Origin of the sequence: Xenorhabdus kozodoii (genome assembly GCF_002632875.1) — a bacterium.
Classification (GTDB): domain Bacteria; phylum Pseudomonadota; class Gammaproteobacteria; order Enterobacterales; family Enterobacteriaceae; genus Xenorhabdus; species Xenorhabdus kozodoii.
This window is the reverse complement of the sequence record NZ_NJCX01000018.1, coordinates 81,990-94,832: the sequence shown is the minus strand read 5'-3', so window position 1 is coordinate 94,832 and position 12,843 is coordinate 81,990. Positions and strand designations below refer to the sequence as shown.

11 protein-coding genes are annotated in these 12,843 nt (G+C 44.7%); 3 read left to right on the top strand and 8 right to left on the bottom strand.

Features of this window, described 5'->3' with window-relative positions:
• The first annotated feature begins 270 nt into the window (after positions 1–270).
• Complete coding sequence (locus Xkoz_RS13120) at positions 271–1,425, top strand: PrpF domain-containing protein (RefSeq protein WP_099142588.1); 1,155 nt, start codon at positions 271–273, stop codon at positions 1,423–1,425.
• Positions 1,426–1,546: 121 nt separating this feature from the next.
• Here Xkoz_RS13120 and Xkoz_RS13115 read toward each other — a convergent pair whose 3' ends face one another.
• The 5 genes from Xkoz_RS13115 to Xkoz_RS13095 form a co-directional block, all read right to left on the bottom strand.
• The gene (locus Xkoz_RS13115) at positions 1,547–2,527 is read right to left on the bottom strand and encodes a methyltransferase (RefSeq protein ID WP_099142587.1); all 981 of its coding nucleotides are present in this window, start codon (positions 2,525–2,527) and stop codon (positions 1,547–1,549) included.
• Between the two features lie 491 nt (positions 2,528–3,018).
• Positions 3,019–3,792 (bottom strand): amino acid ABC transporter substrate-binding protein, encoded by a 774-nt coding sequence (locus Xkoz_RS13110; protein ID WP_099142586.1) that lies wholly within the window; start codon positions 3,790–3,792, stop codon positions 3,019–3,021.
• A gap of 49 nt (positions 3,793–3,841) precedes the next feature.
• Complete coding sequence (locus Xkoz_RS13105) at positions 3,842–4,606, bottom strand: amino acid ABC transporter ATP-binding protein (protein ID WP_099142585.1); 765 nt, start codon at positions 4,604–4,606, stop codon at positions 3,842–3,844.
• A complete protein-coding gene (locus Xkoz_RS13100; RefSeq protein WP_099142584.1) occupies positions 4,584–5,291 on the bottom strand; it encodes an amino acid ABC transporter permease in 708 nt (235 codons plus the stop codon). The genes Xkoz_RS13105 and Xkoz_RS13100 overlap by 23 nt, the downstream gene beginning before the upstream one ends.
• Before the next feature lie 351 nt (positions 5,292–5,642).
• Positions 5,643–6,416 (bottom strand): amino acid ABC transporter substrate-binding protein, encoded by a 774-nt coding sequence (locus tag Xkoz_RS13095; protein ID WP_099142583.1) that lies wholly within the window; start codon positions 6,414–6,416, stop codon positions 5,643–5,645.
• Positions 6,417–6,634: 218 nt separating this feature from the next.
• Between Xkoz_RS13095 and Xkoz_RS13090 the strand changes: the two genes are divergently transcribed.
• Entirely contained in the window at positions 6,635–7,342 is a 708-nt protein-coding gene (locus tag Xkoz_RS13090) for an AzlC family ABC transporter permease (RefSeq protein WP_099142582.1), read from the top strand.
• The gene (locus tag Xkoz_RS13085; RefSeq protein ID WP_141554419.1) at positions 7,339–7,671 is read left to right on the top strand and encodes an AzlD domain-containing protein; all 333 of its coding nucleotides are present in this window, start codon (positions 7,339–7,341) and stop codon (positions 7,669–7,671) included. Before Xkoz_RS13090 ends, Xkoz_RS13085 begins: the two co-directional genes overlap by 4 nt.
• A 75-nt stretch (positions 7,672–7,746) precedes the next feature.
• Here Xkoz_RS13085 and Xkoz_RS13080 read toward each other — a convergent pair whose 3' ends face one another.
• The 3 genes from Xkoz_RS13080 to pepA all read right to left on the bottom strand — a co-directional run bounded on the left by Xkoz_RS13080 (position 7,747) and on the right by pepA (position 12,791).
• Complete coding sequence (locus Xkoz_RS13080) at positions 7,747–10,644, bottom strand: valine--tRNA ligase (protein WP_099142580.1); 2,898 nt, start codon at positions 10,642–10,644, stop codon at positions 7,747–7,749.
• Between the two features lie 15 nt (positions 10,645–10,659).
• Entirely contained in the window at positions 10,660–11,151 is a 492-nt protein-coding gene (locus Xkoz_RS13075; protein ID WP_099142579.1) for a DNA polymerase III subunit chi, read from the bottom strand.
• A gap of 131 nt (positions 11,152–11,282) precedes the next feature.
• Positions 11,283–12,791, bottom strand: coding sequence for a leucyl aminopeptidase (gene pepA, locus Xkoz_RS13070; protein ID WP_099142578.1), 1,509 nt, complete (start codon positions 12,789–12,791; stop codon positions 11,283–11,285).
• Positions 12,792–12,843 lie beyond the last annotated feature (52 nt).

The window sequence follows — 12,843 nt, the reverse complement described above, 5'->3', positions numbered from 1 at the left end:
GAAATGAACCATTGGGCTATTGATTTCTTATTCATGAAAAAATCCCCTAAATGTAAAAAAACAGGCTGACTATAATATCAAATATCTCCTATTGGGATATACTCTAACTATTCTTTTATATTTCCGGTTTGGGATAGATTATTTAAAACTTACCATAAGGAAACCTTCAAGAGAGACTGGTATTATGGTTTGTCCTATCAACGAGATGTGGATATGTTCCAATCTATATTAAGGCCATTAAAGTAAAACTAACTTAATTATGGTAATCATATGAAAAAATTATCTTTCCCCATTCGAATCCCTCTCTATTATGTTAGAGGAGGGACTTCAACCGGCGTCGTTTTACTACAAAAACATTTACCAGAAAAAAAAGAACTAAAAGAAGAGATTCTCAGGCATATAATGGGCGTTTCCCTTCAAGGGAGAAATGAAAATAATAAACAACTTCAAGGTTTGGGTAGAGAAACTACAACGAGCAATAAAGCCTTTATCATTGATATAGATTATAAAGATAAAAAGGTGATGAGTACTTTTGCCCAACTTGAGAAGGGGAGCAATACTGTATCGTGGGAGGTTAATTGCGGAAATATGACATCATCAATACCTTTGGTGATAAGAGATCTCCCAGAAGAGAAGTTGTTAATGCCTGATGGAAAGTTAAGGATTTATAATACAAATACCAATAAAAATATTTTATGCACAATGGCGAATGTATCGCCTAAATACCAATTGGCACCTATGCCGGGGGTTATTGGTGATTTCCCGGAAGTTAATGTGTCATTTGAAGATCCGGCATGTTCAAAAACAAAAGCCCTTTTTCCGACAGGGAGACTGATTGACAAAGTGAATGGTATTCCGGTCACTTGTATCGATGTCGCCGTACCGATGATCATTGTTAACGCAGAAAGTTTAGGGATCACCGGTTATGAAAATCCCGATGAGATTAAAAATAATAAACTATTACAAGAAAAAATCATGAAAATCAGGGTGGATATGGGGATTAAAATGGGCATCCGTAAGAGAAATGGCGGAGTGATGGATGAAAAGGATTTAAAAGGTTCTATTACCCAACCTAAAATAGCCATTGTTGCTCCGCCATTATCCGAAGGTGATATTAGTATCCGATATCTTACACCCAAAAATGTCCATTTATCTATTGCCGTATCAGGTGGGTGCTGTTTAGCGGCTGCTTGCTGTTTTTCTGGTACTGTTGCCAGTCATATCTATTATCCTAATAGGATTAATGGTAATTCGACGGTGAGTATTGAACACTTGTCTGGAATATCTGAGTTTAGTATCACGCATGATGGCGAAGATATAAAGTATGCCAGTGTACCGCGAAATGCCCAAGTTCTTATGAAAGGTGAGTTTTTTATTTATAATCCCAGTGATGAATTAGAAAGAATAATGAAAGATTTCACATGATAAATTCGGTTATTGGTTGGGTCGGTATTCAACGACTGTCACAAAAGACATTTTGCCTTTTGTGACAGAAGGTTAACCCAAATTTCTATCCGGCATTCGGGTGATTGATAATTTTTTCATTTCAATTTTGTTTTTTCATTTCAATAAGATATTGGCTGCCTCCCGTTAGGGAAAAATTCAAGTTGTGTGTATCTGTGATAGCGAATCCAGCCTGTTTGGCAATGAATTCAAATTCTGAACGATACCGCTCCTTACCTGACAAAAGGGTATCCATATGTAAATCAAATGACTCAGCATCGGCATCGTTTTGCTCTTTAAGCATATCGATAACATATAGAACGGAATTTTCATTCATTGCTTTATGACAATTTTTGAGAATATCAATGGCCTGATTATCCGGCCAATTATGCAAAACATTTTTAATGCAATAAACATCATATTCTGGTGGAATAACAGAGAAGAAATCACCATTGATAAAAGTGACTCCTTCTGATTCTCGCCGGGTAAAATCATACTGATCCATCACGTGACATCGAATCTGTGGGTAGTGAATTTTTATATTTTTTGCTAAGGAGCCTTGGCCACCGCCTATATCAATGAATGAAGAAATGCCAGTTAGGGGCAGATGCTCAATAATATGTTTATTCATTGCATTGGTGATTTTTGTCATTAAATGATCAAAAGTATTTTTGAGGGCTTCATTATTTTCATGACTTAAATAATCAAAAAACGTCTCATAATGGTTAAGTTCAAAAGCAGATTTACTATTCATTTTACTCAAGGAAGCGCTGTATTGTGACCAAGCATTCCAGCAGGTTGGGCTTAATTCGAATTTTATGTGTAGTGTTTCGAGGCTGTCTGGATCACTGAGTGATGAGTATTGCTCAGTGAGGTAAAATTTATCCTCTTTTTTTGTTAATACATTAAGTGATTGCATATAATTTAATAACCGATGGAATCTATCTTGAGAAACGTGACATAGTTGGGTAAGTTGTTCCGCAGTTTTGCCATCTTGAGTGCTTAAATACAGTGGTGCTTTGCTTTCGACAAAAGCAAACAGCGCATTAGATCTGCGATAAGCAGTGATCATTTCCAATAGCATTATTTATTTTCCTTATTCAAATGTTTTAAATAACTTCCCTTTTGCAGGGTGAATGATTCATTGGTTTGATATTTTTAATTATTCTTTTTCAACTCATTGATAATGAACGGTAAATTTCCTTTGTTAATATTTTGAGTTTCATCAGAATAGGCTGAATCATAAGTTTTTATAACATTTAGTTAAATGTTTTAGTGTGTTTAAATGTATTGCTTGTTATCAATAAATAATGATTTTAGCGTAAGGTTTGTCGTTTTAATTTTTAGTCATGGTTGTTTTATTATTGCCTGAATATAATTTGGAGAAGCTATTTTTAATAAATGGACGTTACCCAAAAATATTTCAAAGTATGAAATAAAAGTGATAATCGCGATCGGTTCCTATTTCATTAGGGCGTTGTCATGGAGAGGGCGAATATCCAGAAAGGTCATCGTTTAAAATGAGAATAAGGCGGCCTGATAAAAACACCGCCATATTATTATGAGAGGTAAAAATTATTTGGAAATATCCACGCCAAAATATTTATCTGAGATACGGGTATACGTACCGTCATCTTTTATCTCTTGCAAGGCTTTATTCACCGCTTCCAGTAATTCAGCATCCCCTTTACGCAGTAAGACGGCTGACTTACTCGCATCCGTTTGCTGGGCGACAATTTTGACTGGTGCATTAGGGCGCTGTTTTTTGAAATCAAGGAATGACAGGCGATCATTCAGTGTGGCATCGGCACGTCCGGTCGCGACCAGATCAATGGCCTGATTAAAACCATCGGTACTGACCAAATTAGCGCCGTAAGAAGTTGCCAGTTGCCCGTAATTACTGGTCAGTGATTGGGCTGAGCGTTTGCCTTTAATATCAGCAAAGTTTTTAATATCACTGTTATCGTTACGGGTGATCAACACGACTTGGGAAGTCGTATAGGGAATGGAAAAACTGTATTTCGCTGCCCGCTCTGGGGTGACGCCTACCTGATTGATCACCGCGTCAAAACGCTTGGCATCTAATCCTGCAATCAAGCCATCCCATTTGACTTCCATAAATTCAGGTTTGACGTTCAAACGTCGGGCAATTTCACGCGCGATATCCACGTCAAAGCCGATTAATTTATTGCTGGCATCGTGGTAGGTAAAAGGAGGATAAGTGCCTTCCGTACCAATTTTAAAGACGCCAGAGGCTTTTATGGCATCAAAATCTTTGCCGGCATAGCCAGGGGCAGAAATAGCAAGGGCAGTCGCACTCGCCAGTAACAGGCTCAAAATTTTTTTCATCGCTTTTCTCCAAATCACTCATGTTGCTGATATTAAACGTGACTGCTCGCTATATTTCCCAATCCGGTAAGGTTTCTGTCAGGGTTGAGATAAATTCGACAGTACGCATCTTACTGGGATGGGTAAAGAGGGTTTTTGCCGTCCCCGATTCAATAATCTCGCCAGATTCCAGAAAGATCACATCATGGGCCAGATTGGCCGCCAGGCGTAAATCGTGGGTTGCCATTAACATGGTGGTGCCTTCTTTGGCTAATTGCTTTAAAACCGAGACGACTTCTTTGGATAACTCCGGATCAAGCGCCGAGGTTGGCTCGTCGCATAGCAACACCTTGGGAGAAGGTGCCATCGCTCTGGCGATGGCGACACGTTGCTGCTGACCGCCCGACAGGGTAGACGGCCAAACGTCCGCCTTGTGGGATAAGCCGACTTTTTCCAGCAACGCCAGCGCCCGTGTTCTGGCGCGTTCGCGGGACCATTTCTGTACCCAAATCAGCCCTTCCATAATGTTTTCAATCACCGTCAGGTGCGGAAAAAGTTGGAAGTTCTGGAACACCATGCCAGTTTGCAGGCTAAAACGCTGGATTTCCCGGTGTGGCAATCGTTCCTTACCCGTAAAGGTAATTTGCTCTTTGCCAATTTCCAACGTACCCGCTTGCGGGATCTCCAACAGATTAATGCAACGCAGCAAGGTACTTTTTCCGCTACCGGAAGGGCCAATAAGTGCCGTCAGGCTGCCTTCTTTAATGGTCAGATGAATATTTTTCAGCACCTTCTGTCCGTCAAAACTTTTTTCAATGTTGGTAAGCTGGATCATTTTTGGCTTCCTTATTATTGCTGCCGCTTTGTTGGGCGAATTTCTTTTCCAACCGTACTTGCAGTGCTGACAACACCGAACTCAAGAGGAGATAGAGAATAGCCGCTTCGGTATACAGGATTAACGGCTGGTAGGTGACGGCAGCGATGCGCTGTGCCGCCAGAAACATTTCTGGTACGGTAATGACGGAAGCCAGCGAGGTATCTTTTACCAGGGAAATAAAGGTATTAGATAAAGGCGGAATGGAAACCCGTGCCGCCTGTGGCAAAACGATCCGGTGCAATGATTGCCACCAACTCATGCCGATAGAATGAGAGGCTTCCCATTGTCCCTTGGGGACCGAAGTGAGTGCGGCGCGGATCACTTCTGAGGTATAGGCGCCGACATTCAGGGTAAAGCCGATAATCGCGGAGGTGAAGGCTTCCAGTGTAATGCCTGCGCTGGGCAGGGCATAGAAGATCAGGAACAGTTGTACCAGTAGAGGTGTGCCGCGAATTAACCAGACATAGAACCGAGCGACAGCCACCAGCGGCTTAGGGCCATACAACCTGATTAATGCAACGATAAACCCCAATGCGATCCCAAGTGCGAATGTAATCAGCGTGAGGGGGATAGTGAATGTCAGGCCGGCGTAAATCATCGGCCATAGGGAATCCAGCGCTAAATTGAGCCATGATGGGGTCATAGAACCTTCCTGATAGAGACTAAAGATATATTTATTTTTTATAGGGTTGTTTGAATGATGATATGGCAAGAAAAGGTGAACGTTATATATTATAAAGTTATAGCTTAGAACTCCCTGGCGTGCTGGATATATTGCTGTCTTTCTCATTGAAATCATCAATTCTATTGGTATTAATGTGATTTCGAACTTGGTGAATGGAAAATAGATTTATACCAATCGCCTTTCAAGATACGTCTTATATCTCCCCGCTACGCGGGGAGATATAAACACTCTCGTTGGTTTGCAAACGGCAACTTGAAGTTAGATTGGTATAATCTATTAAGAGCCTATTCCATCAGGCTCTATTTTTAATTAATGTTCAGTCCCTTCCGCGAAATATTTATCCCAAATTTTTTGATACGTACCCTCTGCTTTTATTTCAGTAATGGCTTTATCGACGGCGGCTTTTAATTCAGTGTCGTCCTTACGTAACAGTACGGCTGTCCTTGCTGCCTGGGTATCTGCGGCAACAATTTTTACCGGTGCATCTGGGCGATGTTTTTTATAATCGAGGTAAGAAAGTTTATCGTTGATCGTCGCATCGGCACGGCCTGTACTCACCAGTTCCACTTCCTGATTGAAGCCATTAGTCCCGATGATGTCTGCGCCATAATGTCTGGCGATCTGGGCAAAGTTATTGGTCAGGGTATGCGCCGATTTTTTCCCTTTTAAATCGCTAAATGCCTTAATATCGTTGTTCTCTTTGCGGGTGATCAGTACCGCCTCTGAAATCACGTAAGGCAGGGAGAAACGGTATTTTTTCTCGCGCTCCGGTGTAATGGCAATTTGGTTCATCACGGCATCGAAACGCCCGGCATCAAGGCCACCAATCAAGCCATCCCATTTGCCTTCAACAAATTCAGGTTTCACTTTCATGTGCAACGCAATTTCACGGCCAATTTCCACATCGAATCCGGTCAGCTTTCCAGAGGCGTCATGATAACTGAATGGAGCATAGGCACCTTCCGTGCCAATCTTGAATATTCCCGTGGCATGAATGTGATCAAGGGTGGATTGTGCATAGGCAAGAGAGGTGAAACCCCATTGAATAATACCCGCTAATAAGATATTGAGTACCGCTTTCATGTTATTTCTCCGAGAGGGAATTATTGTTTTTTAAATTATTTCTACTATAACGGTAATATCATAAGCCTTATATATAAAATAAAGTTATATCATATCCTGATATTATGCATAATAAATGGGCTTAACTGGGTTTTCTATTGATTATTGCTTAATAATATTTATCATGAAATATATTGGCTTTCCGTTACCCTAAATACAATGCTAACGATAGGTGTCAAGTGCTGAATTCACTGTTTAGAAAAGGCATGGTTGATTCTTTGCCTGTTTGTATCTCCTTTTTCTTTATTTTTACGTCGATTGGTGCGCTTTATCAAAGTCAGGGTGTTCCATTAATGGAAACGTTGGTGGGATCATTGTTGGTCTATGCCGCACCGTTACAAGTGGCTGCGGTCGGTTATCTGGCGGATGGGGCGATCCTATCTGTCATCATTCTGGCATTGCTGATCAACTTCCGCTTTTTCTTGATGGGGATGGTGATGGCACAATATTTTCATGGCGTCCCCAAGCGACATGTTTTGCTGTCGATGTTAGGGTTTAGTGCCAGCACTTATACGGTGACGCATTCACATCTTTCTGCGGAAAATATCACGGATGGAAAATCCCAATTTCATTTTTATCTGGGCGTTGCTCTTCCCTGTTTTGTGATTACCTTCTGCGCCACTTTATTGGGGTATATGTCGGCAGAATATCTGGATTATAGTTCCCTTTCACTGTTTCTTGTCATGTTGGTGCCGATTCATTTTGCCTCCCTGACGGCCAAGCGTTCGGGCAAGGATATGTCTGTTCTGGCGACAGTGATGGGCGGCATTTGCGCACCCTTATTGAATGAAGTGAACATGAAATTAATTGATCTGGCAGTGCCTGTTTTATGTGGATTAGGCATTGCATTTATTGAGCGGAAAATCAGAAAGGGCAGAAGAGCATGATGCTATTAATCGTATTGATGGGGTTAATCAGTTTTATATTAAGGATAGCGCCTTTTTTGATGAATAATAATCGCTTTTTAAAGAAAAAAGGGTTGCTGATTATTTCGCTGGATTATGCCATCTGTTTTATTTTGGGAACGATTATTGTTAATATCTCATTGAATAATTTATCCCTAAGTGAATTAATTGAACAGTTTGATGTTAAATACCTATTTTCCCTGATTACGGTGGTTTTGGCTTATTTTATCAGTAAATATACGCAATCAATATTAAAGAGTTTGGCACTTTCTCTGTTGTTTTTTGTTTCGGTGCAATGGTGGTTTAATTAAAAAAACAGATTACCAAAAAAGCCACTGCAACCTAAATTACAGTGGCTTATATGAATAAATTTCAACTAAGAAAAATTACAATGCCGCAATCGTTTCTTTTTGCGCGAGTAATTTCTCTTTCGCGGCACTGTTGGCCATCAGGCGTTCGCGCTCTTTGGCAACAACGGCTTCCGGTGCACGGCTGACAAAACCTTCGTTAGCCAGTTTAGCTTCAATACCGTTGATCTCTTTATCCAGCTTCTCGATTTCTTTATCCAGACGTGCCAGTTCTGCCTCTTTATTAATCAAACCGGCCATTGGGATCAGCACTTCAGCCCCATCGATCAGCTTGGTGACAGAAACCGGGGCTTCTTCTCCGGCTGCCAATACGCTAACAGAAGAAAGACGACCCATTGCCTGAATGAAATTGAGGTTTTCAGCGACGCGGCGTTGTGCATCGTCATTTGCATCCCGCAGTAAAACTTCCAGCGGCTTGCTTGGCGCGATGTTCATTTCTGCACGGATGTTACGTACCGCAATGATCGCTTCCTTGATCCATTCCAGATCGTTTAATGCCAGTTCATCTTCTTTCGCCTGATCGAATTCAGGGAAAGGTTGCAGCATGATGGTATCTGCATCGATGCCTTTGACAACTTTCACACGCTGCCAGATGGTTTCAGTGATGAATGGAATGATGGGGTGTGCCAGACGCAGCAAACCATCCAAAACGTCAATCAGGGTATGGCGAGCCGCGCGGACTTCCGCTTCTGTGCCTTTGTTGATCGCCGGTTTGGACAGCTCCAGATACCAGTCACAGAATTGGTTCCACGTGAATTCATAAAGAATGTTCGCGGCGATGTCGAAACGGTAAGTATCCAGCGCTTCACGATAGGCTTTCACTGTCCGGTTAAATTCAGCCAAAATCCAGCGATCGGCCAGTGACAGCGACATGTCACCGCCGTTTTGGCCGCAATCTTGTCCCTCTGTATTCATCAGCACGAAACGGCTGGCGTTCCACAGTTTGTTACAGAAATTGCGATAACCTTGCAGGCGTTTCATATCCCAGTTGATATCACGACCGGTAGACGCCAGCGCTGCCAGTGTGAAACGCAGGGCGTCAGTACCGTGGGCTTCAATGCCTTCCGGGAACTGTTTTTCGGTACGCTTGCTAATTTTCTCAGCCAGTTGTGGCTGCATCATATTGCCGGTACGTTTTTCCAGCAGGCTTTCCAGCGAGATACCGTCAATCATATCCAGAGGGTCGATCACGTTCCCTTTCGATTTTGACATCTTCTGGCCTTCTTCATCGCGGATCAGCCCCGTCATGTAGACCGTCTTGAACGGCACTTGTGGCTTGCCGTTTTCATCTTTGATGAAGTGCATGGTCATCATGATCATGCGGGCAATCCAGAAGAAGATGATGTCGAAGCCGCTGACCAGTACATCGGTTGGGTGGAAGGTTTTCAGCGCGTCGGTTTGTTCCGGCCAGCCGAGGGTAGAAAATGTCCACAGGCCGGAGGAGAACCAGGTATCCAGTACGTCTTCGTCTTGGGTCAGGATGATATCGGCATTCAGGTTATTTTCGCGGCGAACTTCGTCTTCATCGCGCCCAACATAGACATTGCCCTGTGCGTCATACCACGCCGGAATACGGTGGCCCCACCACAATTGACGGGAAATGCACCAATCCTGAATATCACGCATCCAGGAGTAGTACATGTTTTCGTACTGTCTTGGCACGAACTGAATATCACCCTTCTCAACTGCTTCAATCGCGACTTTTGCCAGTGGTGCAGTGCGAACATACCATTGGTCGGTCAGCATAGGTTCAATCACCACGCCGCCACGATCGCCGTAAGGCACAGTCAGGTCATGAGGTTTGATTTCAACCAGCAGACCCTGTTTTTCGAATTCAGCCACAATCGCTTTACGGGCAGCGAAACGTTCCATGCCACGGTATTCGGCAGGAAGTTCGGTTGAGTAGTGAGCGGAAACTTCGCCGTTGCTGTCGAAGACTTCTGCGGCTTCGCGGATATTGCCGTCGAAGGTCAGGATGTTAATCATCGGCAGGTTATGGCGCTTACCGACTTCATAGTCATTGAAATCGTGGGCTGGGGTGATTTTTACACAGCCGGTGCCTTTCTCCATATCGGCGTGCTCATCGCCAACAATCAGGATACGGCGGTTCACCAGTGGCAAAAGGATCTCTTTGCCAATCAGATCCTGATAACGTGGATCTTCGGGGTTAACGGCAACACCGGTATCTCCCAGCATGGTTTCTGGGCGGGTGGTGGCAACGATCAGGTAATCTTTGCCTTCTGCGGTCTTAACGCCATCAGCCAGCGGATAGCGCAGGTGCCACATGGAACCTTTCACTTCACGGTTTTCGACTTCCAGATCAGAAATCGCGGTGCGTAGTTTCGGATCCCAGTTCACCAGGCGCTTGCCACGGTAAATCAGATCTTCTTGATACAGGCGAACGAAGGCTTCTTTAACGGCCTTGGACAAACCTTCATCCATCGTGAAGCGCTCACGCTCCCAATCTACCGAGTTACCCAGACGGCGCATCTGGTTAGAGATATTGCCACCCGATTCTGCTTTCCACTGCCAAATTTTGTCGATAAAGGCTTCACGGCCGTAATCATGGCGGGTTTTGCCTTCTTCTGCGGCGATCTTGCGCTCAACAACCATTTGGGTCGCGATACCCGCGTGGTCAGTCCCTGCTTGCCACAGGGTATTTTTGCCCTGCATCCGTTGGTAACGCACCATGGTATCCATGATGGTCTGCTGGAATGCGTGCCCCATATGCAGGCTGCCAGTGACGTTGGGGGGTGGAATGACGATGCAAAAACTTTCACGGCTTGTATCGCCATTCGGCTTGAAGTAACCACTCTGTTCCCAGTGGTTGTAAAGGGGTTGCTCTATCTCTGTCGGATTGTATGTTTTATCGAGAGATGGCTCAGATTGCGTTTGAGTAGCGGGTGTCTTTTCCATTGTATTTTTTGATATTTAATAGGTTGGTGGGGTTGCCATGGTCAAATGAAAGCCGACGCTACGATAGGATTTATATCGTTCGCGCGCTAACTGTTTCAGATTTTCATCAATAGGAACGAAGTCTATCACTTCATGGAAAGCCGTGGCAAAGTCTGCAAAGTGAGGAAGCAGTGTCACCAACACATCACGGGGAGCATTACCTCTTTTTTGGGGCCAGCACAATTCCACGGGGGCGCCATAACGGGGGCCTTCGCCGGCAAGATTGTGCGGTACAAATTGATTCGGCTCTCGTTGCCATAAGGCTTCGTCCAATTTTTCGGCCTGTTGCTGGCTTTCACACGCAATCAGAACCCGCTTCCCTGCCCGCCATTGGTCAGCAGCAAGCTGGCATGCCAGCCATTCATGTGGCTGTAAAGCATCTGGCGATGAGGGTTCCGATGACAGCGTTTCCGGTGACAGTTTTTCTAATGGCAGTTTTTCTAATAAATAGAAGATGGCGTTTTTCATAGTTTCTTCGTTGCAAGATGACGGGAAACTGCGACGGAAAAGGGTATTGCAATTGCAATACCCTTAATTCCATTTATTCCCTCAATACCTTTGTGCCACATTTTATCGTTCAAAACAGGCGGCAGGGGGGATTAATCATCAGCATTTAATCCTGCACGATTTAACAGGAATTGTGACAGGAGCGCAACCGGGCGACCTGTTGCTCCTTTTGCTTTACCTGAACGCCAGGCTGTACCTGCGATATCCAGATGTGCCCAGTGGAACTTGGCGGCAAAGCGGGACAGGAAAGCGCCCGCAGTAATGGCACCGCCGGCGCGGCCGCACGCGTTGACCATATCCGCAAAATTGGATTCTAACTGTTCGGTATATTCATCACCCAACGGCAGACGCCATGCACGATCGCCTGCTTGATCTGAAGCATTCAGCAGTTCATGTGCCAGTGGATTATGGTTAGACATCAGGCCAGTATAGTGGCCGCCCAGAGCGACGACACAGGCGCCGGTCAAGGTTGCGACATCAATGACGGATTCCGGCTCAAAACGCTCAACATAAGTCAGCGCATCACACAGTACCAGACGGCCTTCCGCGTCGGTGTTTGTCACTTCAACGGTTTGGCCGGACAGGGTCGTCAAAATATCTCCGGGACGATAGGCTCGCCCGCCCGGCATATTTTCACAGCCAGCCAGGACACCGATGACATTGATTGGCAATTGCAGTTCGGCAACAACACGCATCGCGCCGTAGACGGAAGCTGCACCGCACATATCATATTTCATCTCATCCATGCCTTCGGCTGGTTTGATGGAGATGCCCCCGGAATCAAAAGTCAACCCTTTACCCACCAGCACGATGGGTTTAGCGGTAGCGTCTTGGCTGCCTTTATACTCCATGATTGCCATCAAGGATTCATTCTGCGAACCTTGACCCACCGCCAGGTACGAATTCATACCCAACTCTTTCATCTGCTCTTCACCAATGACTTTGGTGGTCAGATTGGCGGCATTGTCAGCAAGCTGACGGGCTTGTGAGGCCAGGTATGCTGCATTACAGATATTCGGTGGCATATTGGCCAGATCTTTCGCCGCCTTGATACCTGATGCAATCGCAAGACCGTGCACAATGGCGCGTTCACCGCTGGTCAGCTCGCGGCGGGTGGGGACATTAAACACCATTTTGCGCAATGGACGTCGCAGTTCATTTTTGCTGCTTTTGAGCTGATCAAAAACATACAGTGACTCTTTGGCTGTTTCGACCGCTTGGCGCACTTTCCAGTAATTGTTGCGCGCCTTCACATGCAGTTCTGTCAAGAAACAGACTGCTTCCATTGAACCGGTTTCGTTGAGGGTACTGATCGTTTTCTGGATAATTTGCTTATACTGGCGTTCATCCAGTTCACGCTCTTTACCACATCCAACCAGCAGGACACGCTCAGACAGTACATTAGGAACATGATGTAGCAACAAGGTTTGACCCACCTTGCCTTCAAGTTCACCACGGCGCAATAAGGCACTGATATAGCCGTTACTTATTTTGTCAAGTTGCTCTGCGATAGGGGAAAGACGGCGGGGTTCAAACACGCCGACAATAATACAGGCACTGCGCTGTTTCTCCGGGCTACCGCTCTTTACACTAAACTCCATGCGTTCTCCTGAATCTTAAAGACAAAGACGGATACAATCGCTAAAATACCGC